The sequence below is a fragment of the Hydrotalea sp. AMD genome, assembly GCF_004100315.1.
Lineage (GTDB): Bacteria > Bacteroidota > Bacteroidia > Chitinophagales > Chitinophagaceae > Hydrotalea > Hydrotalea flava.
The window spans coordinates 166,408-192,199 of the sequence record NZ_SCKY01000007.1; the positions used below are offsets into that span (position 1 = coordinate 166,408).

Consider the following 25,792-nt stretch of genomic DNA (forward strand, 5'->3'; position numbering starts at 1 on the left):
TTTAGTTTACTGTTTGCATACGATATTCGCATCGCGAACAATTGTTAGTATGGATATTTCATTTGAAAATACAGAACAGGCTTTTGCCTATAAAACAGATAAGGAGCTTAAACAATCAAGATTTTTGTTTAATACCATGGGCTATCCTTTATTCGTGCCTATCGGTACACGTGTCACTCCTTTTTTAATGAAAACGGGCTTGCCGATTCATGGAATTGTTCGTAAAACCATTTTTAAACAATTTGTAGGTGGAGAAACATTAGAGGAAACTACACCTGTTGTGGAAACCCTTGCAAAATATGGCGTTCAGGTAATATTAGATTATGGTGTGGAGGGAAAACAAGATGAAGCAGATTTTGATCATGCAACAGAATCTTTCATTAAAACCATTGAATATGCCGGAACTCAAAAAAATATTCCTTTTATAAGTGTAAAGGTTACAGGAATTGCCCGGTTTGATTTGTTACAAAAGTTAAATGAAGCACCCCGGTTGCGTAGTGGTATTCATGATAATGAATCAGAAATGAATGAATGGAACAGGGTGGTTGATAGAATGTATGCCATTTGTGCAACAGCTGCCGAAAAAAATATTGGGGTTTTAATTGATGCAGAAGAAACCTGGATTCAGGATCCAATCGATCGACTGACTATGGAAATGATGGAAATTTTTAATAAAGAAAAAGCAGTTGTTTACAATACCATTCAACTATACCGGCACGATAGATTGAAATTTTTACAGATTTCACATCAAATTGCAAAAGCCCAAAATTTTATTTTGGGTATGAAATTGGTACGTGGTGCTTATATGGAAAAAGAGCGGGCAAGAGCACAACAAATGGGATATGAAAGTCCTATTCAGGCTACTAAAGAAAATACCGACCGCGATTTTGATGCAGCAGTTCGGTATTGCATCCAACACATGCACGAAATTTCTACCATTATAGCCTCTCACAATGAAGCCAGTAATTTATTGGCAGCCGAACTTTTGAATGCATCAGGTGTTTCACCGGCTCATGCACATGTTCATTTTTCTCAATTGTATGGTATGGGCGATCATATCACCTTTAATTTGGCCAAAGCCGGTTTTAATGTAAGTAAGTATGTGCCATTTGGTCCAATTCGGGATGTAATTCCTTATTTAATGCGAAGGGCTCAGGAAAACTCGAGTGTAAGTGGACAAACCAATAGGGAGCTGAGTTTAATTAAGAAAGAATTGAAACGTAGAAAATTGGCTGACACCATCAAAGCTTAAAAGCAGGGTTAACCTTTTATTACATAGCTTTTAAAATTTCATCTGACTCAGTACTGATTTTTTCCATCAGAGGAGCTATCTGATCAAATTCATTGGCTTTATCTATAAAATGATAAGCACCAATGTTGTAGCAGGTATTTCTATAATATTCAGTTGAGTGGTTGGTGAGCATAATTACTTTTACAGCAGGATAATGTTCTTTTACTTCTTTTAAAACCTCTATGCCATTTTTTTCGGGCATATTAATGTCTAACAATAATACATCCGGTTTAAATTCTTCAATGGTTTGTAATGCCTGCACTGGTGCTGAACTGGTTTTAATAGTTGCTACACAGGGAATAGTGGCCAGTACTTCCGACATTACTGTAAGTATGATGGTTGAATCATCTATTAATAATACTTTCAAATTTTTAGCCATAGCCAATTTTTCACTTTTATAAATGATCATAGTGCTACATTTTAAATACGAGTTAAATACGAGTATTTTTTAATTGATACCCCGTATTAGAAAAACACCATTCTCCCTTTTGTTGGGAGATGGATGTTTCTACTTTTCAAAGGAATAAGATTAGGGGATATTGGGTATTAAAGACGGATCGGAGTAAAATTGGCTCTCAATAGGTATTCGTATTTTGGTAGAACAAAGTAACACTCATAATACGGGCTATTCAGTAGCCAAACGTATCATTTATTTGTAGTGTGTTTTCTACAATTCAGATAGATTTCGGTTAATTTAAATGTAGTTTTTTATTTTATGTATTCGGTTTTCCGGGTATTTTAATCAACAAATGGCCACCTTCCCCTTCTTTGTTGCTTATTAGCATACAGGTTCCTTTTAAGTTTCTGGCTCTGTCTTTAATCCCTATAATAATAAGGCTTTTGTTTTTTTCTTCTAAGTGGTATCCTTTCCCGTTATCTTTTACCGATAGTATAATTTCATTATCTATTTTTTGCAGGCTGATGGTTATTTTAGTGGCTTTTGCATGCTTATCGATGTTTGAAAGTGCTTCTTGTACAATTCGGTATAAATTGGATTGTAACTCAGCCGATTCATTTTTGAGGCTATTATCATATTCAAAAAAACAATGAATTCCTGTTCTTTTTTCAAATTCCCTGCATTCCCATTCAATGGCAGCAGCCAATCCAAAATCATCTAAAATACTGGGTCTTAAATCAGCGGCCATTTTACGAATAGCCAAAATAACACTATTGGCAATTTCAATATCATGGTTAATTTTTTCAGCAAAACCCGGATCTGTTTTTTGAATTTTATTTTTAAGAACGGTTAAATCTATTTTTATACCTGTAACCTGTTGTCCAATGGCATCATGTATGTGCTCGGCAATAAATTTGCGTTCTTGCTCTTTGGTTCGGTGTTGGTGAGCCGATAAACGTTGCAATTGTATATGTGAAGCTATCAACTCTTTTTCAGCTTTTTTTCTTTCTGTAACATCTACAAAAATAATGTAAACTGTTTTTTTGTAAATGCTAAATAAATAGCTGAATGTTTTAATGCTGCCATCTTTACAGGTAATATCGCTTTCTAAATAAGGAATTTCCTGTTGTGGATTTTTACTGAAAGCATCAATCAATGCTACCCAGTGTTCATAATATTGTTTTCTTTTTACCGGGTCGGGTTGTGTACGGTAATACCAGTCTTCAATGGTGGGTAAATCTTCTGCCACATACCCAATGGTTTTGGTAAAATAGTTATTGATAAAGTTTACAGTTCCATCCGTATTATAACTGCCAATGGCAATGGGCATATTTTGTGCCAATGCTTTAAACCGTTCTTCACTTTCCTGTAATAATTTGATGTAATTGTTTTGTTCGGTAACATCTTCTAAAATGGCAAACAATTCGTTGTCAAATAAATTAAAAATGATATTTATATCTCTTAGTTCTCTTTTTTTATTGTATATCTGTCTGTATAATACAGGTGCTATTTTTTTGGGATTGATTTGTACTTCTTTTAAATAACCATAAAATTCAGCATCGTGTTCAGCTTCTGCTTCAGGAGAATCGAATTGTATTTTTTTAAACCAGGCAGGGTACATTTTAATTTCTTCCATTTCATAACCAAATATTTCTTTGAATTTTTTATTGGTAAACAATAAATTATAATTCAAATTGCAACTGGCCATAGGAACAGGAAAGTTTTCGATAATACGTTTGAACTTTGAAGCAGTTTCTTTTGCCTCGGCTTCAATACTTCTTTTTTCAGTTAAATCAATAAAAATATTGTATATATTTCCGTTGCTATAAGCAGTTTTTATTTCAATAATTTTTTTGGTGCCATTTTTAGCTAACAATACTAACTCATGTGTAGTGCTCATATTTTCATGTTGCACTTGTTGTACATGATTGGCCCAACGATTTTTAGCTTGTTGTGCTGACATTTTATCGGGGTAAGCTTTGTTAAACCAATCCTGAATTGTTTTTAAATTTTTACCGGTATGACCAAAAATTTTTGTAAATGCTTTGTTGATGTAAATTATATCGCCTTGTGTATTGCAAAAAGAAATACCAACGGGTATGGCTTCTGTTAATGATTTAAATTTATGTTCACTCTGCTGTAAGGCAATGGTTGTTTTTTTTAAATCCGAAATATCAATTCCAATACTTAATGAGCCTTTAAAAATATTATCGGAAAATATGGGTGTGTTCTTCCATTGTATGGTTTTGAGTTGATTTTTCCTGGTTAGTATGCTATTCTCAAAATCAATTGCCTGCTTATTTGTTTTTAATTTTTTAAATATTTGTCTCGCTTTTTCCCTTTCAATTTCAGGAATAAAAATGCTGAACCAGTCTTGATGTAATATTGATTTTAATGTGTAACCGCAAATTTTTTCGCCGGCTTTGTTGAGATAAGTAACCATTCCATTTGAATCTAAAATAACAATAATGGCATGTACATTATCTATCATTTTTTCTCTTAACAAAAGTTCAACCGGAAATGATTTTGTTTTGTTTTGAACGGGTTGAATGTTTTGAATGGTAAAAACATATTGCAGGAAAACATTTAATTTTTTAATTTTTTGGATGGTTATTTCAGCCGAAAATTTTTTGCCTTTTTCATTTTGTAAAAAAGTTTTAATTGTTATTTTTTTTAATGATGCAGCAGCAAAATTTTTAAATGCTGCATTAAAAGCAGAGCGCTCTTTTGCAACAATAAGGTTTTGAAATTTTTTCTTCAACCATTGGTTGTTGTTTTTAAAATGCAAGGTTTCCTCAGGCCAAATATTTTCGATGACTACCCGGGCATTGGTTGCCAATACCAGCGTTGTTGCAAAGCAGCTAAGGAAATTATTTTTCATACTGGTTAAAATTGGCTTTTGATGCTTTTGCATATAGCAATCATTATTCGTTTGAATGCGGTATTTGATGTGCATCGGTAACCTTACTTCAATAGGAATAATTTTGTAAAATATTCGTAATTGTTTCAGGCTAATAAGAAAATAAATATAAGCAATTGCCGCGTAGAAAAAGTGATAAATATCACTCCTTCAATACATTATCCCAAATATCCACAGCTTTTAAACATTTTAAATTTATTTTCAGGCAGGTTTAAGTACCAGTTTGTATTTTGCAGTATGGAGCAATACCAACAGTTATTAAAGCATGTTATTGAAAATGGTCAGCAAAAGCATGACCGCACCGGCACCGGTACCCGTAGTTGTTTCGGGTATCAGATGCGTTTTGACCTGGAAAAAGGGTTCCCTTTGGTTACTACCAAGAAAATGCATGTAAAAAGTATTATTTATGAATTACTGTGGTTTTTAAAGGGAAGCACCAATATTCAATACCTCAATGATCATGGTGTTACTATTTGGGATGAATGGGCAGATGCAAATGGAGAACTGGGCCCGGTATATGGCCATCAATGGAGAAGCTGGCAGGGTGCTGGTGGTACAAGCATTGACCAGATAACAGAAGTAATTCAACAAATTAAAACCAATCCGGATAGCAGGAGGCTGATTGTCAGTGCATGGAATGTAGCAGATTTGCCTAAAATGGCCCTAATGCCCTGCCATGCCTTATTTCAGTTTTATGTTGCCAATGGCAAATTAAGTTGCCAGTTATACCAGCGTAGTGCTGATGTGTTTTTAGGTGTGCCCTTCAATATTGCATCATATGCTTTGTTAACTTTAATGATAGCGCAGGTTTGTAATTTAAAGCCCGGTGAGTTTATTCATACTTTTGGCGATGTGCATTTATATAACAATCACATGGAACAGGCAACTTTGCAATTGAACAGAAAACCATTTCCGCTGCCACAAATGCACTTAAATAAACAGATAACCAATATATTTGATTTTAATTATGATGATTTTATATTAGAAAATTATCAATGCCATCCGGCCATTAAAGCGCCGGTAGCTGTTTAGTATTCAAATTAAATAATGTAGCTTTTGTTATCAATACCAACTAATCTAAACAAACCGGTTATTACTTTGATAGTAGCTGCTTCCGAAAATAATGCCATTGGAAAAAACAATGCATTGCTTTGGCACTTACCCAACGATTTAAAGTTTTTTAAAAATAAAACATGGGCAATGCCGGTTGTATATGGCCGAAAAACTTTTAACGCATTGAATAATCAGCCTTTAAACGGGCGTTATAATATGGTATTAACCCGTAATCAATTGTTTCAATCACCGGGTATTACAGTAGTGCACGAATTTGAGGAAGCCCAGCAAAAAGCACTTCAATTGGGTTATAAAGAATTGATGGTTTTAGGTGGGAGTGAAATTTATGCGCAAACCATAGCATTGGCGCACAAAATGTATATTACAAGAGTGCATCATGTGTTTGAAGATGCTGATGCATTTTTTCCTGCATTCAGTACAACGGAATGGCGCTTAACATCGGAAATAAAGTATAATGCCGATGCGAAACATGCGTACGCTTACGCTTTTCAGTGCTGGGAACGAAAAGTATAAAATTGGATAAGATTTCCACAGATGTAGCAACAAAATTTTTTCGCTATACAGCCTCAAAATATTATGTATTCAAAAACTAAACTGGCTTCAAAATATATACAGTACTGGATAAAAGCCTCTAACGGTAAGGGGCATGGTATTCACTCTCCGTTTGTATTTGAATTTGTTCAGCAGGTATTGGTCCCTAAAATTCATATAGCAGCTGCTTCTGATATTGAGCGAATGCGTCAACAACTAAAAATAAGCCAACAGGAAATACTGTTAGATGATTTTGGAGCCGGATCCAGAGTGGTGAAGCAGAGTAAAAGAAGTATTGCTACCATTGCCCGGTCTTCATTAAAGCCCCGAAAATACAGCAGTTTATTGGCCAGAATGGTGGCATTTTATCAACCCGCTTCCATTATTGAATTGGGTACTTCTTTAGGAATTACTGCTGCCTATATGGCTGCAGCCAATCCCAACGCAACGGTTTATACTATTGAAGGCGCACAAGTGGTGGCTGCAGTTGCCAATAAAAATTTTGAAATTTTGGGATTGAAGAATATTCACTCTTATGTAGGAAATTTCGATATTGTATTACCCGAATTGTTGCAACAAATTAATAAGGTAACCGATTTTGTATTTATTGACGGGAATCATCGGTTACAACCAACCTTACAATATTTCCATTGGTTATTAAAGCATTCCAATGAAGATACTATTATGATATTTGATGATATTCACTGGAGTAAAGAAATGGAACAAGCCTGGCATGAAATTCAAAATAATCCCGCCGTTACCGCCACAATAGATTTGTTTTTTATTGGCATTGTATTGTTTCGAAAATCGTTTAAATCGAAACAGCATTTTACCATACGATTTTGATTGTTACTGTTGTAATACCTTTTTTTAGCATGCAATGAGCCATCATTAGGTTAAATACCAACAGGAATGAGCATAGTCGAATTCCATGTGGTCAAAATCAATATAAAAGAGCACATGAAAAAATACATTCAGAATCTGCAAAATCTTGGTTCTTAAATTTTGACATTGTATTTCATGTAAAAAATCTCTTGAACAACTTCAAATCGCCTACATTTGTTTTATAATGTAATGCACATGATAGCAGGGGTATTAAAAGAACCGTCAGGAGAAAATCGGGTGTCACTTTTACCCGAACAATTACCGTTACTTTTTAAAAAAAACATACAGGTTTGGGTGCAGCAACAGGCCGGCATTGCAGCTTATGCAACTGATGCAGCTTATACACAAGCAGGCGCAAATATAAATGACCGAACGGAAATTTTGCAGCAGGCTGATGTTCTGTTTTCTATTCATCCCCTTACCAATGATGATATACAACTGATTAAGCCCGGAACAATTGTAGTGGGTGTTTTTCAACCCTTGTATGCATATAAAACCATGCAGGATTGGGCTTCAAAATCCATCACCACATTTAGCTTAGATGCAATTCCCCGGACTACCCGTGCACAAAGCATGGATGTACTAAGCAGTCAGGCTAACATAGCCGGTTATAAAGCCGTTATAATAGCTGCCGCTAATTATGGCAGATTTTTCCCCATGTTTATTACTGCTGCCGGAAGTATTCCTCCTGCTAAAGTTCTGGTTTTGGGCGCAGGTGTGGCAGGCTTGCAGGCTATTGCTACTGCAAAAAGGCTAGGTGCTGTAATTGAGGTTTTTGATACAAGGCCTGCCGTAAAAGAAGAAGTAATGAGCCTTGGAGCAAAGTTTGTGGAAGTTGAAGGTGCTGCGGATGCTTCCAATGCAGGCGGTTACGCAGTGGAACAATCTGCGGCTTATCAACAAAAGCAGCAACAACTTATCGCTGAAGCTGCTGCAAAGGCTGATATTATTGTTACTACTGCTCAAATACCGGGAAAACCTGCACCAAAATTGTTAACCGAAGCCATGATTACACAAATGCGCAATGGTAGTATTGTTGTTGATTTGGCTGCTGCTACGGGTGGTAATACACCTCTCACTCAAAACAATGCAACTATTGTAACAGGGAACGGTGTTACCATTATTGGAAACAGTAATTTACCCGCTACCATGCCATTCGATGCCAGTAAATTATATGGCAAAAATTTATTGAATTTTCTTCAATTAATTGTAACATCTGAAGGGAATATTTATATACCATTTGAAGATGATATTGTGCAGGGTTGTTGCATTACACACAATGGTAAAATTGTAAATGAAAGAGTATTGGCTTTGATTCAATAATTCGCGATTAAAATTTATTTTATGGAAGCAGCTTTAAAATGGGTTTCTGAAAATCAGCAAATGATTTACATTGTTATTTTGATGATATTTCTGGGTATTGAAATTATTGGCAGAGTACCCAGTGTATTACATACACCATTAATGAGCGGGGCTAATGCCATACACGGTGTAGTTATTATCGGAGCTATTATTGTAATGGGCCGTGCTGCTGAAACCAATTATCTGGCGCTCATTTTAGGATTTTTGGCTGTAATACTGGGCACATTAAATGTAGTAGGCGGATTTGTGGTAACCGACCGTATGCTGGAAATGTTTAGGAAGAAAAAATAATTATTTATTAAAGTATTGTATATGCAGTTGGATATTTTGACCATTTGTTACATAGCCGCCTCCGTTACTTTTATCATGGGTTTAAAAATGTTATCCTCTCCTGCTACAGCAAGGCGCGGTAATTTAGTGGCTGCAGCCGGTATGTTAGTGGCCATTATCGGTACCATCTTTTTGTATAAAGATGAAAATGGTAATTCATTACACAATTACAGCTGGATTTTTGCCGCTCTTATTATTGGGGCTATAATTGGGGTAGTAGCAGCAAAAAAAGTAAAAATGACTGCTATGCCCGAAATGGTAAGCTTTTTTAACGGAATGGGCGGTGCCTGTGCAGCACTCATTTCAGTTATTGAATTTGATTATGTGTTTCGGACTGCAGAAAAAGTGCAAACTCTGCATTTTGCCGACTCAGTGGCAACCGGACATTTTTTAGCCATTGCTGCCGGGGCTATTATTGGTAGTATTTCATTTGCCGGAAGTATGGTAGCCTGGGGTAAGTTGAATGGCAGTTTTAAAGATGTTGTTTTTAAAGCACAACATAGCTTAAATTTATTGGTTTTTGCGCTGGTAATTGTTTTGGCATTTGTTACCTATTTCGCATCAAATCAATATGCCGACTACTTTTTTATTGCAACTGTATTGTTGGCCTTAATTTACGGTGTATTGTTTGTGTTGCCCATAGGTGGTGCAGATATGCCGGTTGTAATTTCTTTATTGAATTCGTTTACTGGCGTGGCTGCAGCCTGTGGTGGTTTTTTGTATAATAACAAAGCCATGCTGACAGGTGGAATTTTAGTAGGTGCAGCCGGAACACTGCTTACCATATTAATGTGTAAAGCCATGAACAGAAGTTTAACCAATGTATTAATTGGCTCATTCGGATCAAAAGAAAATACAACATCGGGTTCAGCTACAACAAACAGTGGTTCTTACAAGGAAATTTCTACTAGCGATGCGGCAATGGTAATGCGTTATGCCAACAAAGTGATGATTGTACCAGGCTATGGATTAGCGGTTGCTCAGGCACAACATACCTGTCATGAGCTTGAAAAATTACTTGAAGATAAAGGAGTAGAAGTGCAATATGCCATTCATCCTGTAGCAGGCAGAATGCCAGGCCACATGAATGTTTTGCTGGCTGAAGCCGATGTTAGTTACGATAAATTGTTGGAATTGGAACAAGCCAATAATACTTTAAAATCAACCGATGTGGTACTGGTATTAGGTGCCAATGATGTGGTGAATCCGGCTGCAAAAAACAATCCTGCATCTCCCATTTATGGTATGCCTATTTTAGATGTAGAACAGGCTAAAAACGTTATTGTTAATAAACGCAGCATGAAGCCAGGCTATGCAGGGATTGATAATGATTTATTTTATCAGCCCAAAACATCCATGCTGTTTGGTGATGGCAAAAAAGTGCTGCAGGATTTAATCAATGAAATAAAAACATTGTAAGGCATTCTTGTATTTTAATATCAATATGAATGGAATAACAGCCTTGTAATTTTGGTTAAAATATTGTCGTTTTTTTAATAGTCGTTCATTACTCGCTTAACTTCGTTCAGTGCTACCTATTTCTTTTATTGAATCTATGCAGGGTGTAAAAGGCTTTCAAAAAGAAGCTTTTCTGGCTGCGCATGTGCATGATATTCCTGTTACTTCTATCCGTTTTAATCCTTTCAAAAAAAAATTATTAAAACAATTACCCCTTGCCCATCAATTAGATGAAAAGGTACCCTGGACTTCAGATGCATGGTATTTAAAAGAGCGCCCCTCGTTTACGTTTGATCCCTTTTTGCATGGTGGCGCCTACTATGTTCAGGAAGCCAGCAGTATGTTTATTGAACAAATTTTACAACAAGCAATACCACAACCAGAGCAGGAAATTGTATTGGATATAAGTGCTGCACCTGGCGGTAAAACAACTTTATTATCCGGTTATTTTAAAAATGGTTTAGTTGTAGCGAATGAAGTAATTAAGTCAAGGGCTGCAATTTTAACGGAGAATGTGATAAAATGGGGTGCAGATAATATCATCGTTACCAATAATGATCCTGTACATTTTCACCGCCTTCCTGCATTTTTTGATGTGGTTTTGCTTGATGCGCCTTGTAGCGGCAGCGGACTTTTTAGAAAAGATGCAGGTGCCATTGCCGGCTGGAGTCTTGAAAATGTACATACCTGTAGTTTAAGGCAGCAAAGGATTATTCGGGATACAATGAGTGTTTTAAAACACGATGGTTTGTTTATTTACAGCACCTGTTCTTATTCAACTGCCGAAGATGAAGCAATACTTGACTGGATGGTTCAGGAATATGCATTTGAACCACTTCGTATACAATTGCAACCCAATTGGGGTATTGTAGAAGTACGAACCACTCAACAGGAGGCATGGGGCTATCGTTTTTTCCCTGATCAGGTAAAAGGAGAAGGCTTTTTTGTTGCTGCTTTTCGAAAAAAATCGGCAGGAATACAACCTGTATTTCGATTGGAAAATAATTTAACACAACCTCCAGGCAAAGAATTAGCGTTACTTTCTGAACATATACAATTGCCAGAAAATTACAGGGTATTTATGCAGGAGAATGAATTTAGGGCCATTCAAAACCATTATTGGCAACCTTTACAACAACTGGCTCAACAACTCTACATAAAAAAAGCCGGGATAGAACTGGGTAGCCTGAAAGGAAAAGATTTTGTTCCTTCGCATGAATTAGCGCTAAGTTTGCTGCCTTTAACACAAATGAACAATGTTGAAGTAGATTTGGAAACTGCTTTACATTATTTACGTAAACAGGTGCCGGCTATTCAGGGGGCCAAAGGATGGTGTACCATTAGCTATTGTGGATTAAGATTGGGTTGGATAAAAGTTTTACCCAATCGAATCAATAATTATTATCCGGCTGAATGGAGAATTTTAAAAGATTAATTTTACGAAGTTGAAAATTTATTGAAATGAATGTATCTTCTATTTTAAAAGCAATTTTATGCTGTTGTGTAATTTTTCTGTTTAGCGCACTGCATGCGCAAACAAATGGTTCTGCAATTGAACATGTTATCAAGAAGGGTGAAACTTTATCGGCATTGGCGCACCAATATCATACTACTGTTGGCGATATTATGCGTTTGAATGGCATGAACAGTAAAAGTGTTCTGCGCATTGGGGAAAAAGTAAAAATACCTGTTAAAGGAACTAAGGTTGCACACGCTGAAGCACCCGTTCTCAAACAAACCAAAACAGTTGCAACAACTTCTCAAAATGAAGGTAAAACAATCATTCACATTGTTGAACCGAAAGAAACCTTGTATGCCATCAGCAGAAAATATAAAGTAACTGTGGCACAAATTCAGCAATGGAATCATTTAACTTCTAGCAATATTCATACCGGTCAGCATTTAACAATTGGTACTGAGGCAAGTGAGCCTGTTGTTGCAAAAGTTTCAGAACCTGTTACCCACAATGAAAATGTACCAACCACTACACCTGCAAAACCTGCGGCTGCAAATACATCTGCTGTTGCACCTGTTGTTCAAAATGCAAATACATCTGTTGAGAATAATACAACAAAAAATCAGGTAATTCCTGTTAACAATAGCAGTAATTCAAATACAGATGACATTCCTACCGGCGGTTTTTTCACCGATTTTTATAAACAGACCGGGCAGTCAATTTCAGGTGATGCTTCTATTTTTAAAACTGCCAGCGGTTGGATGGATAAAAAATATTATATATTAATCAATAATATTCCTGAAGGTACCGTTGTAAAAATAGAAAGCAATCAAAAAGTGGTGTATGCTAAAGTATTGGGTGCACTGCCCAATATTAAAGAAGATGATGGTTTGTTGCTGCGTATTAGTAATGCTGCAGCAGCAGTATTGGGTATGGCTGATAAACGATTTCCGGTTACAGTGCAATATTAGTGGCTATTCCATGTGCAGCAGATGATGATATCCTCTCAAAAAAGTTGCTGTATCCATTCTCTTTTTGCCTTCTAATTGCAGGTCAGATAGCAGAACCCATCCATCCAGGGCGGCCATCTTTAAAAATGTTTTCCCATCGGTATAAATACTGCCCGGTATTGCAGCAGTTTGCATAGGTTCAACAGTGCAACGATAAATTTTTAATTTTTTTCCTTTCAAAAATGTAAATGCTCCTGGGTAAGGTGAAAGTCCTCTGATTAAATTATGGATGTTATCAGCCGGCTTATGCCAATCTACTTGACAAGTTTCTGTAAAAATTTTAGGTGCGTGTTTTATGCTAAGTGTTGTATCGTTCGCTGACACTATCTGCGGTTGTTCTGTTAGCGTTCCTGCAGCCAGCTGTTGTAAGGTTGTAACCAATAATTCGGCCCCAATTATTTTCATACGGTCGTGTAATTCGCCTGCTGTTTCTTCCGGGAAAATGGGCATGGATTGTTGCAATAATATATTGCCAGTATCAATAGCATGTTGCAATTTAAAAGTGGTAACACCTGTTTCTTTTTCCCCATTTATAATAGCCCAGTTAATGGGAGCTGCTCCTCTGTATTGTGGTAACAATGATCCGTGTAAATTAATGGTACCCATTGGGGGTAGGCTCCAAACCACTTCGGGCAACATTCTAAAAGCTACCACCACCTGCAACTGTGGTTGAAGCGATTGCAATGTTGCAATAAAATCGGGATGTTTCAATTTTTCTGGTTGAAGTACAGATAAACCATGCGTCACGGCATATTGTTTTACTGCACTTTGTTGTAACTGCATGCCCCTGCCTGCAGGTTTATCGGGTGCTGTAACTACTGCTACAATATTGCAGCCGGCCTGCACCAGCGAATCGAGAGCGGCTACCGCAAAATCGGGGGTGCCCATAAAAATGATTCTGATATCAGAAACTTGCATGCTGCAAATGTAGGGGATGAATTTCTTTTGTACATTGCAAAGCATTAGCGGAAATAGCTCATCCGGTAGAGCATCAGTTTCCCAAACTGAAGGTGGCGGGTTCGAGTCCCGTTTTCCGCTCAATTAAAATCTTTATACAACAAATATTTTTTTCTGATTTTTTTGAATACCTCTAATTGGGGCTGCCAGCTTGCTCTTATTTCATCTTCTGTTAATCCGGCTTGTATTTGTTTCATTAGCTGATTGGAACCTGCCAATCGGTTAAATGCATTAAATTTTTCATTCCCCTTTTTGGGTAAAATAAAAAAATGTGCTTTGTCGGGAAATAATGCATAAGCTTTTAAAATATATTGTATGGGCAAGTGGTTGTTAATGGCTTGTAATACCTCTTTTTCGGGTTGATACAAATTCCATCCATAACAAGTTACACCGTTTAATTTTGGATTTGCTGCACCAGGCCCGGGTGTTGGTGTAAATGCAAACAGGTTTTTGGGTAAATCCGGGTGCCCGATATAACAAAATGGGTGTGGTGTTCCTCTACCTTCACTCAGAACAGTACCCTCAAACAAACAATTGCCTGCATACCAGTAAACACTGGCCATGTCTGGTAAATTGGGCGATGGGGGAATGGGCAGCCTGTATTTGCTGTTGTGATCATAATTTTTACAACGTACAATTAAAAACGAAGGCAGATACCTGGAAAAGCCATGCTGTGCATAGTATTGATAAAAATGGCTGTCTGCTTCTTTCGAAAGCCAGTGTTCTCCAATCAGCATGTTAGCATATTCCCCTATCGTCATGCCATACACCGTTGGTATAGGTTGCATGCCTACAAAACTTTTATATGCAGTATCTAAAACAGGCCCATCAACATAAAAGCCGTTTGGATTGGGTCTGTCTAAAAGTATAACCGATTTATTGTTTTCAAATGCCGCTTCCAGCATCTCCTGTACCGAAGAAATGAAGGTATAAAATCGTGTTCCAACATCCTGAATATCAATGATAATCACATCAACATTTTTTAAGTCATCCGGTGTTGGTTTTCTTTTCTTGCCATATAGCGAAATAATGGGTATGCCTGTAAGGAGGTCTATATCATCTTGAATTACTTTACCATCATCTGCTTTTCCTCTGAAACCATGTTCGGGGCCGAAAGCTTTTACAATATGTATACCCGCTTTTAATAATGTATCTGCCAAATGCGTATCATCAATCGTAGCGGTATGATTGGCAAATAGTGCCACATTTTTGTGTTGCAGCCATTTGAAATAGGTCTGGGTTTGATAAGCACCCGGCAATATAGGAACCGTTGCTTGTGCAAAATTTGAATTGAAAATAAGCAGGTAAACTGCCAATAAAAGGTAGGATTGAATTGAAATTATTTTTTGAACTGCTGTACGATTCATTGTTAAATTTAAATTATTTAGAATACATTTTTGCATATGGTCTATTCTTTCTTTTGAATATGGGAGTTGAAAGTTAACGAAAAATAATTGTCTGTTATAGCAGTTCGGCGTATTTTGCAGGCGAAGCCGGTTTTCAATTCTTTCTGATAGTTGATGTTGAATGCTTCCGTAGAAGTTTGCGATGCAACCACAGTGGAGAGGTGAAATAGGAGCTGACTTCTTAAACAATAAAAAAGCAAACAATGCAACAAGTTAAAAAGGGTGATACTGTAAAAGTACATTATCACGGAAAGTTAGAAGATGGTACTACCTTCGATTCATCTGAAGGCCGTGAACCACTTGAGTTTGAAGTAGGCAGTGGTATGGTAATTGCCGGTTTTGATGATGGCGTAACCGGAATGCAGGTAGGTGAAAAAAAAACCATACATATTCCTGCTGATGAAGCATATGGACCTGTTCAGGAAGAAATGATTATGGAATTTCCACGCGATCGTTTTCCTGCCGATATGACACCGGAAGTAGGAATGCAATTAAACATGAGCAATGGCCAGGGCCAGAATTTTCCTGTGGTGATTGTTGATGTAAAAGATACAGTAGTTATTCTTGATGCCAACCATCCTTTGGCTGGAAAAGATTTGATTTTTGATTTGGAATTGGTTGCCATTGCTGGCGGAAGCCCGTTAATTATCATGCCATAACCTATTATTGAATTAGTTGATAAGCCCGGATATATTGTTCCGGGTTTTTTATGCATGAATCGTTAAGATTATCTTGCTAAACTGTATATTTAGGCATACTGCACAAGAATTGTATTAAATTGCCTTCAAAATTTTTCGGGATATGTTAAAAGATTATTCCTATTCAGTAGTAGAAAGATTCATGCGGTATGTGCAAATTGATACACAAAGTGATCCCGCTATAACTAATTTCCCTTCCACAGAAAAACAAAAACAGTTAGCACAGTTGTTGGCAGCTGAATTGAAGCAGATGGGTATTGACGATGCAAAAATGGATGAATATGGTTACGTTTATGGTACAATTCCCTCTAACAGCCCACAAAAAAATATACCTGTTATTTGTTTTTGTGCCCATATGGATACCAGTTCCGATTGCAGTGGTACAAATGTTAAACCAATTTTGCATCAGCAATACAACGGCGCCCCAATTGTGTTACCGGATGATGATACACAGGTACTAACAGTCGATAATTATCCATACTTAAAAGAACATATCGGAAAAGATATTATTACTGCTTCCGGAAATACTTTATTAGGTGCCGATGATAAGGCCGGCGTTGCTATTATTATGGATACTGCCAATTATTTAATGCAGTATCCTGAAATAAAACATGGCGATATAAAAATTTTGTTTACGCCGGATGAAGAAGTAGGCCGTGGCACAGAGAAAGTAAATCTGCAATATTTAGGGGCTGATTACGGATATACTTTAGATGGGGGTGAAGCGGGCCATTTGGAAGTAGAAACTTTTAGTGCAGATAGTGTAACTATTACCATTTATGGGGTAAGTGCGCATCCGGGTTATGCAAAAAATAAATTGGTGAATGCATTAAAACTGGCAGGTGAACTGTTAACCGTTTTACCAAAGGAAGAATGGAGCCCCGAAACCACTGATAAAAAACAGGGTTTTGTTCATCCCGTACGTATGGAGGGTATTGCAGAAAAAGCTACTATCGAATTTATTATTCGTGATTTTGATACTGCTAATTTGTTGAAGTATGAAGAAAGATTAAAACATTTTACTGAAACAGTGGTAGGATGCCATCCCGGTGCCTATTTTGAAATGCAGGTTAAAGAGCAGTACAGAAATATGTATGAGATTTTACAGCATCATCCGCAAGTAATTGAATATGCGGAAGAAGCTTACCAACGTACTGGCCTTGTTGTAAGAAAAGAACCAATTAGGGGTGGTACCGATGGCAGCCGTTTAAGTTTTATGGGTTTGCCCTGTCCGAATTTATTTACCGGTATGCAGGGTATTCACAGTAAAAAAGAATGGGTGGGTATAAAAGATATGGAGTTGGCTGTTGAAATTTTGGTACATCTTGCACAAATTTGGGAAGAAAAAACAATTACACAATAAATATGAAAATGAAAACATGGTTAACCGTGGCTTTAACAGGAATTTTATTGTCCTGTCAGGCGCAAAGCACTAAAAATGAAGCATTAACACCGGATGTATTTCAGCAACAAATACAACAACCCGGTGTACAAATTCTGGATGTTAGGACAGCAGAAGAATTTGCAAGTGGGCATATTGATCATGCACTGCAGGCCGACTGGCTCATACCTGATCAGTTTCAGGAAAGAGTAAAGAGTATAGACAAAGATAAACCGGTGTATGTGTACTGTTTATCTGGTGTTAGAAGTGCTGCCGCCGCCGATTGGTTGCGTGCCCATCAATATAAAACAGTATATCATTTAGCCGGCGGTATACAGGCTTGGAAACAAGCAGATAAACCTTTAATGGGTGAATCAAATGAGCCGCAAATAAACATGGAACAATACAAGCAAATGATACAGCAAGGTAATACCGTTACCTTAGTTGATTTTGGTGCCGACTGGTGCCCGCCCTGCAGAAAAATGCAGCCTGTGTTAGAGGCTTTGAAAAATACCTACGGTTCAAAACTCAATATTGTAAAAATTGATGCCGGCAAACAGTCTAATATCATGAAACAAATGAATTTGCCCGCTATTCCTGTATTTATTATTTATAAAAACGGACAGGAAGTTTTTAGAAAAAATGGGATAGTAGCACAAAGTGATTTTGATGCTGCCATTAAATCCTTGTTATAATTGAATAGTTATGCAACATAAAAGCCGGAGATGTTTTGCAACAATCCGGCTTTTTTAATCAAGGGTATTGGGTAATTAACGGCTGCTTTTTAAAAACGCTACAATTTTTTCTCTTTCTGTCTGTGTAATTAATGCTCTTGTTTGCATGTGCATGCCTATGGTTTCCCATTGTTCTGCCGAAAATGATACAGGAGATGGGGTGTTATGGCAACGCTGACAATTTTCTGCCCATAATTGTGCTCCCGATTTGGCTGCAACTGCCTTGGTAGGCGCACAACCATTGATGGATAATATACCTGTTATTGCAAAAACAATAACGAGTGCCAGCGTGATAGTATAGAGTGGTTTACGATTTTTCATCTTTTTAATTTTTAAAGTTGAATAGAGAATTGCAGATAAAATGTATTGGTATTGGTGGTGCCGTTGTATGCACTTAATAATTTACTGGCAGTACTGTTGCCGGTATAAGTTTCGTAAGTGGCTTTTACAACAGTTCTCCAGGTTAACCAATAATCTAAACCTACAGTAACAGCGTGTTGGTCTGCACCAAAGGTAGAGTTACCCGGTAAATTATAACTGGTATATCTGCCTGCAATTTCAAAATTTTTCAAAAAATTATTGGCTTCAGTTGGTCGGATAGAGCATTGCACAAACCCGGCTGTGGTATGGTTATTGAATGAGTAACTTTGAGTGCTGTCATTCGGATTTAAATAATTCTCATTGCTGATATTTTGTATATCATACTGAGCCTTAATGTTTACTAAGACGGGGCTGAAGGTTTTGACATAGTTTAAATCAAATGCATACATATTGCCCGTTGCATTTTGGTAGGGCGAACCCAGATCTCCTACTTTACCAAACATTCCCGATACTCCAATTTCTAATGATGAATTAGAAAACGGTAACCAGCCAATTCTTGCAGTAATGGTTTTATTATTGTTATTATCTACAATATTGCCACTGGTTAAAGTGCCATTACCCAGTAACTGACTACCATTACTTAAAGCTACATCATAATTAAGTTTCATGCTACCTAAAGGCAATCCTCCTTCAACTTCCACGCCATAATCAGTAGGTGTCATACCTGCAATTCCCATTGGGTCGGTGGCTAATTTGTTAATCCACCCAGCGGCTAATCTTTTAGCATAAGTTCCAAAAGGCAACACCAGATATCCTGCACTTATAATTACGTTTGGCGCTGCAAAATAGGATACATCAGCCAAGTTAACTCCCAAGCCATTATTACTAAACGAAGGCTCAAATTCTAATAAAAACTTTTTTCCATGACGCCATAAAAACATGGGCATGAATTCGTAGTGATCTGCATCAGCTAAGCTGTTTGTTTTAGAAATAGAACTAACACCGTCTAATGTATTGGTGCTTTTGCTTGCAGCAAAACCAAAGGTGGTTAATCCTGCTACCATAAAATGGTCATTACCCGGTTTTTGATAATTGGCCTGTTGTTCCAATGCATTTAAGCGGTCCAATACAGTGGAATCCAAGCCTCCGGTAGTTTGGGCAAATAAATGAGGTAATATACCGCCCATAGCTAAGGCAAGTAATCCCCAAAATTTATACATTTTATTTTTCATGTTTGAGTATTTTAAGGTGAAGATTGTTTTGCTATCTTTATCTTTTTTTAGCAAGAGTGCGTATATAATTCACTAATTCCCAACGTTGTGAATCTGTCAAGGCTTGTTTATACGAAGGCATGGGTGTGCGGCCTTCTGTCATTTTCCAATACAAAGCACCATCTGTTTCTTTTTGAACAGCAGCAGAAGTATGGTCGGCGGGTTTGGGTTTCAGGGCAGCGGCAGCTATCCCGTCTCCTTTTCCATTGTTGCCGTGGCAAGGCCCACAGTTGGTAATGTATAATTTTTTTGCATCCTTTAATACCGATGTATTACCTGCTAACGGATTTTTAAGTTGATTCGCCGAAGCCGGTACATTCCAATTACTGGTTTGTGCCTTTGATAGCGTAGGTAGCAATAATGCTGCAGCTATAAAGCAGCCTGCTGTAATGATGTTTTTCTTTATTCCTTTTGTTAATGCTTGCGTGTCCATGGTATACTGTTTTATTTAACAAAGGTTCATTTAGTTCTTAAACATTATTTATGACGATTGTTAGTTTCTGGAATTTTAATCATTTTTTAATATGACTACAATCACTGGTTATGAAATCATATCCAATATATTTAACACTTAGCCAGTTTTTTGTAAATTCCAAAAGTTAATCTGCATGCAAACTTTATTCAGTCTGCTTTATACCTAAAAAATTTATTATTTTAAAATTGCGCTTATCATTGAAAAAATCAATTATCTTTCCTCAAAAAATGATATGGAAACAGTTATTTCATTTTGGTGGTTAATCGTTTTAATCATTATTTTATTTACAGGCCTGGTAACGGTACCCCAGGCCAATATGGCGGTAATTACTTTATTTGGTAAATACAGGCGTGTATTAAGGCCGGGTTTAAATTTTAAAATTCCCTTCTTAGAGCAGATTTATAAAATTATTAGTGTACAAAACCGTTCTGTTGAGTTGGAGTTTCAGGCCGTTACGGTAGATCAGGCCAATGTGTATTTTAAGAGTATGCTGCTGTATTCTGTAATTAATGCAGATGAAGAAACCATTAAAAAAGTAGCGTTTAAATTTATCAGTGATAAAGATTTGATGCAGGCGCTTATCCGCACTGTTGAAGGCTCTATCCGCGCTTATGTAGCTACAAAAAAGCAGGCCGAAATTTTATTGCTGCGCAGAGAAATTGTAGAATATGTAAAACAACAAATTGACCATTCGTTAGAAGAATGGGGCTATCATTTACAAGACTTGCAAATCAACGATATTACTTTTGATAAAGCCGTTATGGAAAGTATGAGCAAGGTAGTGGCCAGCAATAATTTAAAAGCCGCTGCCGAAAATGAAGGTCAGGCCTTACTCATCACTAAAACCAAGGCTGCGGAAGCAGAAGGTAATGCCATTAAAATTTCTGCGGAAGCAGAAAAAGAAGCAGCCCGCTTAAGAGGGCAGGGGGTTGCCTTATTTAGAGAAGAAGTGGCTAAAGGTATGAGCCAGGCCGCCGAACAAATGAAACAGGCTAATTTAGATACCAATGTTATTTTATTTAGTATGTGGACAGAAGCCATTAAAAACTTTGCCGAAGTAAGCAATGGCAATGTTATTTTTTTAGATGGTAGCCCTGAGGGAATGGATAAAAATATGCAACAAATTAAAGCGATGCTGCAAATGAAGACCAATAAGCCTTAATATTGGTGTGCACTATATCTGGCATTGTAGTTGCTATTGCTTCCCATTGCTAAATGTGTAAAAGCTTTGCTAAAACGCAAAGGCTGCACAATTTTATGCACAAGTATCCTGTTAAGTTTGTTTAGCATTTACTTTAGTGTTATCAAAAAAAATCAATAGCATGTTTCATTTGCTTCAGGTTGCTGCAACACCCATTGCAGATACATTACATAAAGCTGTAACTGCCATTCCTGCGGTAGAAGAAAAAATTTCTATGTGGGATATGCTGCAAAAAGGTGGTTTTATTATGTACCCGCTGTATTTTTTACTGGTTTTAGCGCTATTTTTCTTTTTTGAACGTTTAATTGCCATTCGTAAGGCATCTAAAATTGAGCCCAATTTTATGCGCATTATTCGCGATAATATTCTTACCGGCAATATTAGCGCTGCCCGTAGTCTGGCAAAAAATACACCCAATCCGGTAGCTAAAATGATCGATAAAGGTTTGCAACGCATTGGTAAACCCATTGATGCCATTGAAAAAAGTATGGAAAATGTAGGTAAATTAGAAATGTACAATATGGAACGCAACTTATCTGTTTTATCGCTGATAGCAGGTATTGCCCCCATGTTTGGATTTTTAGGAACCATTGTAGGAATGGTACAATTGTTTTATGGCATTGCCTCAACCGGAGAATATACGCTGAATACCATTGCCGGGGGTATTTATACTAAAATGGTAACCAGTGCTACAGGATTAATTATTGGTTTAATGGCTTATGTAGCATACAATTATTTAAGTACACAAATAGATAAAACCGCCAATAAAATGGAAGTGGCTAGTGCAGAGTTTATTGATATATTGCAGGAACCAACCAAATAAAAGTTGAGAAAGATTTTGTTACCGGCTGCAGAACTTTGGGCGTCGCACACTGCAACTGCAGTATAAGAATCAGCTTTTCAATCATAAATAACCGTTTTTATACTCATGAACATACGTCAGGGAATCAGAAAACGACATGCAGAAGTGCACACCGGTGCTTTAAACGATATATTGTTTATTCTGTTACTGTTTTTTTTAATTGTTTCTACTTTGGCCAATCCCAATGTAATAAAAGTAGCCAACCCCAAAGCAAAAAGCGATACCAAAGCCAAACAAACTGTTGTAATTACAGTGGATAAAGATCAGAATATCTACATTGGACAAAAATTAGTGCCATTTGATCAGTTAGAATCGCAATTACAGGCCTTTTTAGCCAAAGAAACTGATAAACCTTCGGTAGTAATTAATGGCGATAGTACTTCACATTTAGGTACTGCCATAAAGGTAATGCAGGTAATCAAAAAGTTAGGTGCTACACCGGTTGTGGCAGTTGATAATAATGGTGTTCAATAGATTATCAAAGCGCATCAACTTTTAGGAACTACCCTGTCTTTTACATAAGTTATTTGCGTTTTGCCATGTGCCTTCGGCTTACCATCTTCTCCTAAGTTCACAAATACTAATTTATCAATCGTCAATATTTGTTCACGGGTTAATTTATTGCGTACCTCGCAGCGCATGGTGATAGAGGTTTTGCCAAATTCGGTTGCAATAATGCCAATCTCAATAATATCGCCTTGTTTAGGTGCATTTACAAAATTAATTTCTGAAATATACTTTGTAACTACTTTTGTGTTTTCTAGTTGTATAATGGCATATATCACGGCTTCTTCATCAATCCATTGTAACAGTCTGCCGCCAAACAAAGTATGATTCGGATTTAAATCTTCCGGTTTTACCCATTTTCGGGTATGGAAATTCATTTCTTCTGATGCCATATTGCATGTATTAATTTTTTAAAGCAGGTTCTATCAAATCCCATTTATTGCCATACAGGTCTTCAAATACCAATACGGTACCGTAAGGTTGAGCTTCCGGTTCCCGAATAATGCGGATTTTGTGCTGTTGCAAATTTTCATAATCACGCTGCAAATTATCTGTATGCAGAAACAGAAATACTCTTCCTCCGGTTTGGTTTCCAATCATATTTTCCTGTTGTTCGTTTGCGGCTTTGGCCAGCAATAACCTGCATCCTTTACTGCCGGGTGGCGCTATCACCACCCATCTTTTAGATTCTGTTAAAACTGTATCTTCTATTAAAGTAAACTGTAATTTTTGGGTATAAAAGGCAATGGCTTCATCATAATCACGCACCAGCAAAGCCATTTGTACTATTTCCTGTTTCATTCCTTTCTCATTTAATCCTGCTCATTTATTCTAAATCTTCCAATCATATTAAAAATTGCATCAAGCCTAATTACGAAAGGGTTTTCCTGTTTTTAATACACTTTGTATACGCTCTAATGTTTTCTTTTCACCACATAAACTTAAAAATGCTTCGCGTTCTAAGTCTAATAAATATTGTTCAGATACCTGGGTGGGGGCACTTAAATCGCCACCACACATTACATGTGCCAATTTGGTGGCTACCAGGGCATCATGATCGGTTGCATAACCGCCACGCTTCATGGCATTGATACCTACCAACAGGGCACCCAAAGCTGAACGACCTAAAACGGTAATGTCTTTTCGTTGGGTAGGCATGGTATAGCCGGCATCATATAAATCAATCACTGCTTTTTTAGCGGCTGCAATTCTTCTGTCGGGGTTTAATAGTATGGCATCTCTGTCTTTTCTGAGTATGCCCATTTTATAGGCTTCAAAAGCACTGGTAGCTACTTTAGCAGTTGCAATAGTTAAAAAACGTTCTTTTAATGGATTTAATTCCGGTTCATCTTTGTGTAGTTCATCTGAGGCACGCAATACAAATTCTTTGGTGCCGCCACCTCCGGGTATCAATCCAACACCTAATTCAACCAACCCAATATATGTTTCAGCTGCAGCGCATACTTTATCGGCATGCAGGTTTAACTCGCAACCACCACCCAAAGCCAATCCATGCGGTGCTGCCACTACGGGAATGGCAGAATGCCGTACCCGCATCATGGTATTTTGAAACAATCGGATAGCCATATCTAATTCATCATATTCCTGCTCAATAGCCAACATAAAAATCATGCCTACATTAGCCCCGGCACTAAAATTAGGACCTGGGTTTGCTATCACCAATCCCTTGTATTTTTCTTCTGCAACGGTAATGCCTTTCTGTATGCCTTCTAATACTTCGCTGCCAATGCTATTCATTTTGGTACTCCATTCTAATGCTGCGACATCATGGCCAATATCATATAATTTACATCCGCTGTTTTTCCATATAAGTCCGTCGGTAAAATTGCCCAATACAATAAAGCTGTCTTCGCCAGGCATAAAACGATATGCCTTACCGGGTATATCATAATATTTCTTTTTGCCTTTTTCCAACGCATAAAATGAAGTTTTGCCTGCTGCTAACATTTCATCTACCCAGTTTGCAACAGTATAACCCGCTGTTTTCATTTCATGAACCGTTTTGGCTACGCCCAATAAATCCCAGGTTTCAAATGCGCCTATTTCCCATCCAAAACCGGCTTTCATGGCATCGTCAATGCGGTACAGCTCATCTGATATTTCCGGTATGCGGAAGGATATATAGGAAAACAAAGCATAGTGGAAACTTCTGTAAAAATCACCTGCTTTGTCCTTCGATTGTTGCAATAGCTTTATTCTTTCTTTTACATCTTCAATGGGTTTGGCTGCATCTATAGAGACAAATTTTGGTTTTTGACGGGCTTCGTACGCTAATGTTTGCAGGTTAATAACCTGTATATCTTTTCCTCCGGCGCTTTTTATTTTTTTGAAAAAGCCTTGTCCGGTTTTATCACCTAATCTGTTTTCCTGCACCATACTTTCGAGCCAGGCAGGTATTTGAAATATATGTTTGGCTTCATCATTGGCGCAATTCTCGGCTACCCCTTTCGCAACTTTCACTAATGTATCAATACCCACTACATCGGCTGTTCTAAAGGTAGCTGATTTAGGCCTGCCAATAATAGGGCCGGTTAATGCATCTATTGTATCAATGCTTAAACCTTGCTGTTCCATGATGTGGAAAATACTCATGATGCTGAAAACCCCAATGCGATTGGCAATAAATGCGGGAGTATCTTTACACAATACGGTTGTTTTTCCTAAATACAAATCGCCATACTGTAAAAGAAAATCAATCACCTCTTGTTTGGTATGTGCAGTTGGAATAATTTCCAGTAATTTTAAGTAGCGGGGCGGATTAAAAAAATGCGTGCCGCAAAAATGTTGTTGAAAATCTTCACTTCTTCCGGCAGCCATTAAATGTATGGGAATGCCGGAAGTATTAGAAGTAATTAACGTACCCGGCTTTCTGTATTTTTCTACCTCTGCAAATATTTGTTGTTTTATATCTAAACGCTCTACTACAACTTCTATAATCCAGTCGGCGGTAGCTATATCTTTCATATTATCGGTAAAGTTGCCGGTTGTAATTCTCTTAGCCACATCAGGGGTATATACCGGCGAGGGATTACTTTTTAATGCCGTTTGTAAAGCATCATTTACCAATTTGTTTCTTAATGCAGTTTTGGTACTTTCTACTGCATCTTTGCCAATCATGTCTAATAACAATACTTCTACACCTGTTCCTGCAAAATGACAGGCAATGCGTGAACCCATGATGCCGCTTCCTAAAACAGCTACCTTTTTAATAATACGTTTCATGTGTTTGTAATTTTCTTTTTTA

At 37.3% G+C, this 25,792-nt stretch carries 25 protein-coding genes and 1 tRNA gene; 16 read left to right on the plus strand and 10 right to left on the minus strand.

Annotated elements, in window-relative coordinates:
- The first annotated feature begins 49 nt into the window (after positions 1-49).
- Positions 50-1,252 (plus strand): proline dehydrogenase family protein, encoded by a 1,203-nt coding sequence (locus EO766_RS07070; RefSeq protein ID WP_074418981.1) that lies wholly within the window; start codon positions 50-52, stop codon positions 1,250-1,252.
- 19 nt (positions 1,253-1,271) lie between these two features.
- Here the strand turns inward: EO766_RS07070 and EO766_RS07075 are convergent, their stop codons facing one another.
- The gene (locus tag EO766_RS07075; protein WP_074418982.1) at positions 1,272-1,700 is read right to left on the minus strand and encodes a response regulator transcription factor; all 429 of its coding nucleotides are present in this window, start codon (positions 1,698-1,700) and stop codon (positions 1,272-1,274) included.
- A gap of 304 nt (positions 1,701-2,004) precedes the next feature.
- Entirely contained in the window at positions 2,005-4,569 is a 2,565-nt protein-coding gene (locus EO766_RS07080) for a PAS domain-containing sensor histidine kinase (protein ID WP_287100820.1), read from the minus strand.
- A 276-nt stretch (positions 4,570-4,845) separates the two neighbouring features.
- Between EO766_RS07080 and EO766_RS07085 the strand changes: the two genes are divergently transcribed.
- The 8 genes from EO766_RS07085 (at position 4,846) to EO766_RS07120 (ending at position 12,675) form a co-directional block, all read left to right on the plus strand.
- Entirely contained in the window at positions 4,846-5,640 is a 795-nt protein-coding gene (locus EO766_RS07085; RefSeq protein WP_074419009.1) for a thymidylate synthase, read from the plus strand.
- A gap of 24 nt (positions 5,641-5,664) precedes the next feature.
- A complete protein-coding gene (locus tag EO766_RS07090; protein WP_228733251.1) occupies positions 5,665-6,195 on the plus strand; it encodes a dihydrofolate reductase in 531 nt (176 codons plus the stop codon).
- A gap of 63 nt (positions 6,196-6,258) precedes the next feature.
- Entirely contained in the window at positions 6,259-7,059 is an 801-nt protein-coding gene (locus EO766_RS07095) for an O-methyltransferase (protein WP_074418984.1), read from the plus strand.
- 234 nt (positions 7,060-7,293) lie between these two features.
- The gene (locus EO766_RS07100; RefSeq protein ID WP_074418985.1) at positions 7,294-8,421 is read left to right on the plus strand and encodes a Re/Si-specific NAD(P)(+) transhydrogenase subunit alpha; all 1,128 of its coding nucleotides are present in this window, start codon (positions 7,294-7,296) and stop codon (positions 8,419-8,421) included.
- 21 nt (positions 8,422-8,442) lie between these two features.
- Positions 8,443-8,751, plus strand: coding sequence for an NAD(P) transhydrogenase subunit alpha part 2 (locus EO766_RS07105; RefSeq protein ID WP_074418986.1), 309 nt, complete (start codon positions 8,443-8,445; stop codon positions 8,749-8,751).
- 21 nt (positions 8,752-8,772) lie between these two features.
- Positions 8,773-10,209 (plus strand): NAD(P)(+) transhydrogenase (Re/Si-specific) subunit beta, encoded by a 1,437-nt coding sequence (locus EO766_RS07110; RefSeq protein ID WP_074418987.1) that lies wholly within the window; start codon positions 8,773-8,775, stop codon positions 10,207-10,209.
- 109 nt (positions 10,210-10,318) lie between these two features.
- Complete coding sequence (locus tag EO766_RS07115; RefSeq protein ID WP_143439092.1) at positions 10,319-11,683, plus strand: RsmB/NOP family class I SAM-dependent RNA methyltransferase; 1,365 nt, start codon at positions 10,319-10,321, stop codon at positions 11,681-11,683.
- Positions 11,684-11,709: 26 nt separating this feature from the next.
- Entirely contained in the window at positions 11,710-12,675 is a 966-nt protein-coding gene (locus tag EO766_RS07120; protein WP_074418989.1) for a LysM peptidoglycan-binding domain-containing protein, read from the plus strand.
- 3 nt (positions 12,676-12,678) lie between these two features.
- Here EO766_RS07120 and fmt read toward each other — a convergent pair whose 3' ends face one another.
- A complete protein-coding gene (fmt, locus tag EO766_RS07125; protein WP_074418990.1) occupies positions 12,679-13,632 on the minus strand; it encodes a methionyl-tRNA formyltransferase in 954 nt (317 codons plus the stop codon).
- A gap of 47 nt (positions 13,633-13,679) precedes the next feature.
- On the opposite strand from fmt, the gene EO766_RS07130 reads away from it, so the two are divergent.
- Positions 13,680-13,752 (plus strand) — tRNA-Gly (locus EO766_RS07130).
- On the opposite strand, the gene EO766_RS07135 is transcribed toward EO766_RS07130, so the two are convergent.
- Positions 13,752-15,038 carry an exo-beta-N-acetylmuramidase NamZ family protein gene (locus EO766_RS07135; protein WP_074418991.1) on the minus strand — a complete coding sequence of 429 codons (1,287 nt, stop codon included), beginning with the start codon at positions 15,036-15,038 and terminating at the stop codon, positions 13,752-13,754. The two genes, EO766_RS07130 and EO766_RS07135, sit on opposite strands and share 1 nt — an antisense overlap.
- A gap of 242 nt (positions 15,039-15,280) precedes the next feature.
- On the opposite strand from EO766_RS07135, the gene EO766_RS07140 reads away from it, so the two are divergent.
- The 3 genes from EO766_RS07140 to EO766_RS07150 all read left to right on the plus strand — a co-directional run bounded on the left by EO766_RS07140 (position 15,281) and on the right by EO766_RS07150 (position 17,851).
- Positions 15,281-15,736, plus strand: a complete 456-nt coding sequence (locus tag EO766_RS07140) for an FKBP-type peptidyl-prolyl cis-trans isomerase (RefSeq protein ID WP_074418992.1) — start codon at positions 15,281-15,283, stop codon at positions 15,734-15,736.
- A gap of 142 nt (positions 15,737-15,878) precedes the next feature.
- Positions 15,879-17,138 carry a peptidase T gene (gene pepT / locus EO766_RS07145; RefSeq protein ID WP_074418993.1) on the plus strand — a complete coding sequence of 420 codons (1,260 nt, stop codon included), beginning with the start codon at positions 15,879-15,881 and terminating at the stop codon, positions 17,136-17,138.
- Positions 17,139-17,140: 2 nt separating this feature from the next.
- On the plus strand, positions 17,141-17,851 hold the full coding sequence (locus EO766_RS07150; protein WP_074419994.1) for a thioredoxin domain-containing protein: 711 nt from the start codon (positions 17,141-17,143) through the stop codon (positions 17,849-17,851).
- A gap of 75 nt (positions 17,852-17,926) precedes the next feature.
- On the opposite strand, the gene EO766_RS07155 is transcribed toward EO766_RS07150, so the two are convergent.
- Genes EO766_RS07155 through EO766_RS07165 form a run of 3 tightly spaced genes read right to left on the minus strand, consistent with a single transcriptional unit; the run spans position 17,927 to position 19,915 of the window.
- On the minus strand, positions 17,927-18,211 hold the full coding sequence (locus EO766_RS07155) for a c-type cytochrome (protein WP_218836720.1): 285 nt from the start codon (positions 18,209-18,211) through the stop codon (positions 17,927-17,929).
- Positions 18,212-18,222: 11 nt separating this feature from the next.
- A complete protein-coding gene (locus EO766_RS07160; RefSeq protein WP_074419993.1) occupies positions 18,223-19,443 on the minus strand; it encodes a putative porin in 1,221 nt (406 codons plus the stop codon).
- A gap of 37 nt (positions 19,444-19,480) precedes the next feature.
- Entirely contained in the window at positions 19,481-19,915 is a 435-nt protein-coding gene (locus EO766_RS07165) for a c-type cytochrome (protein WP_081298619.1), read from the minus strand.
- Between the two features lie 274 nt (positions 19,916-20,189).
- On the opposite strand from EO766_RS07165, the gene EO766_RS07170 reads away from it, so the two are divergent.
- From EO766_RS07170 to EO766_RS07180, 3 genes are all read left to right on the plus strand, one after another.
- Positions 20,190-21,119: an SPFH domain-containing protein gene (locus EO766_RS07170; RefSeq protein ID WP_074418996.1), complete on the plus strand. Its 930-nt coding sequence runs from the start codon at positions 20,190-20,192 to the stop codon at positions 21,117-21,119.
- Between the two features lie 160 nt (positions 21,120-21,279).
- The gene (locus tag EO766_RS07175) at positions 21,280-21,981 is read left to right on the plus strand and encodes a MotA/TolQ/ExbB proton channel family protein (RefSeq protein WP_074418997.1); all 702 of its coding nucleotides are present in this window, start codon (positions 21,280-21,282) and stop codon (positions 21,979-21,981) included.
- 105 nt (positions 21,982-22,086) lie between these two features.
- The gene (locus EO766_RS07180; protein WP_068242467.1) at positions 22,087-22,494 is read left to right on the plus strand and encodes an ExbD/TolR family protein; all 408 of its coding nucleotides are present in this window, start codon (positions 22,087-22,089) and stop codon (positions 22,492-22,494) included.
- Positions 22,495-22,508: 14 nt separating this feature from the next.
- On the opposite strand, the gene EO766_RS07185 is transcribed toward EO766_RS07180, so the two are convergent.
- The 3 genes from EO766_RS07185 to EO766_RS07195 form a co-directional block, all read right to left on the minus strand.
- Complete coding sequence (locus tag EO766_RS07185; RefSeq protein WP_228733119.1) at positions 22,509-22,919, minus strand: acyl-CoA thioesterase; 411 nt, start codon at positions 22,917-22,919, stop codon at positions 22,509-22,511.
- A 10-nt stretch (positions 22,920-22,929) separates the two neighbouring features.
- Complete coding sequence (locus tag EO766_RS07190; RefSeq protein ID WP_074418998.1) at positions 22,930-23,328, minus strand: VOC family protein; 399 nt, start codon at positions 23,326-23,328, stop codon at positions 22,930-22,932.
- Positions 23,329-23,394: 66 nt separating this feature from the next.
- Positions 23,395-25,770, minus strand: coding sequence for a 3-hydroxyacyl-CoA dehydrogenase/enoyl-CoA hydratase family protein (locus tag EO766_RS07195; protein WP_074418999.1), 2,376 nt, complete (start codon positions 25,768-25,770; stop codon positions 23,395-23,397).
- Positions 25,771-25,792 lie beyond the last annotated feature (22 nt).

Coding starts and splice junctions, on each gene's coding strand:
- EO766_RS07175 (WP_074418997.1), top strand. CDS start 21,280: ATGTTTCATTTGCTTCAGGTTGCTGCAACACCCATTGCAGATACATTA.
- EO766_RS07095 (WP_074418984.1), top strand. CDS start 6,259: ATGTATTCAAAAACTAAACTGGCTTCAAAATATATACAGTACTGGATA.
- EO766_RS07195 (WP_074418999.1), bottom strand. CDS start 25,770: ATGAAACGTATTATTAAAAAGGTAGCTGTTTTAGGAAGCGGCATCATG.
- EO766_RS07120 (WP_074418989.1), top strand. CDS start 11,710: ATGAATGTATCTTCTATTTTAAAAGCAATTTTATGCTGTTGTGTAATT.
- EO766_RS07085 (WP_074419009.1), top strand. CDS start 4,846: ATGGAGCAATACCAACAGTTATTAAAGCATGTTATTGAAAATGGTCAG.
- EO766_RS07150 (WP_074419994.1), top strand. CDS start 17,141: ATGAAAATGAAAACATGGTTAACCGTGGCTTTAACAGGAATTTTATTG.
- fmt (WP_074418990.1), bottom strand. CDS start 13,632: ATGCAAGTTTCTGATATCAGAATCATTTTTATGGGCACCCCCGATTTT.
- EO766_RS07180 (WP_068242467.1), top strand. CDS start 22,087: ATGAACATACGTCAGGGAATCAGAAAACGACATGCAGAAGTGCACACC.
- EO766_RS07105 (WP_074418986.1), top strand. CDS start 8,443: ATGGAAGCAGCTTTAAAATGGGTTTCTGAAAATCAGCAAATGATTTAC.
- EO766_RS07080 (WP_287100820.1), bottom strand. CDS start 4,569: ATGAAAAATAATTTCCTTAGCTGCTTTGCAACAACGCTGGTATTGGCA.
- EO766_RS07155 (WP_218836720.1), bottom strand. CDS start 18,211: ATGAAAAATCGTAAACCACTCTATACTATCACGCTGGCACTCGTTATT.
- pepT (WP_074418993.1), top strand. CDS start 15,879: ATGTTAAAAGATTATTCCTATTCAGTAGTAGAAAGATTCATGCGGTAT.
- EO766_RS07185 (WP_228733119.1), bottom strand. CDS start 22,919: ATGGCATCAGAAGAAATGAATTTCCATACCCGAAAATGGGTAAAACCG.
- EO766_RS07070 (WP_074418981.1), top strand. CDS start 50: ATGGATATTTCATTTGAAAATACAGAACAGGCTTTTGCCTATAAAACA.
- EO766_RS07135 (WP_074418991.1), bottom strand. CDS start 15,038: ATGAATCGTACAGCAGTTCAAAAAATAATTTCAATTCAATCCTACCTT.
- EO766_RS07165 (WP_081298619.1), bottom strand. CDS start 19,915: ATGGACACGCAAGCATTAACAAAAGGAATAAAGAAAAACATCATTACA.
- EO766_RS07140 (WP_074418992.1), top strand. CDS start 15,281: ATGCAACAAGTTAAAAAGGGTGATACTGTAAAAGTACATTATCACGGA.
- EO766_RS07075 (WP_074418982.1), bottom strand. CDS start 1,700: ATGATCATTTATAAAAGTGAAAAATTGGCTATGGCTAAAAATTTGAAA.
- EO766_RS07190 (WP_074418998.1), bottom strand. CDS start 23,328: ATGAAACAGGAAATAGTACAAATGGCTTTGCTGGTGCGTGATTATGAT.
- EO766_RS07160 (WP_074419993.1), bottom strand. CDS start 19,443: ATGAAAAATAAAATGTATAAATTTTGGGGATTACTTGCCTTAGCTATG.
- EO766_RS07100 (WP_074418985.1), top strand. CDS start 7,294: ATGATAGCAGGGGTATTAAAAGAACCGTCAGGAGAAAATCGGGTGTCA.
- EO766_RS07170 (WP_074418996.1), top strand. CDS start 20,190: ATGGAAACAGTTATTTCATTTTGGTGGTTAATCGTTTTAATCATTATT.
- EO766_RS07110 (WP_074418987.1), top strand. CDS start 8,773: ATGCAGTTGGATATTTTGACCATTTGTTACATAGCCGCCTCCGTTACT.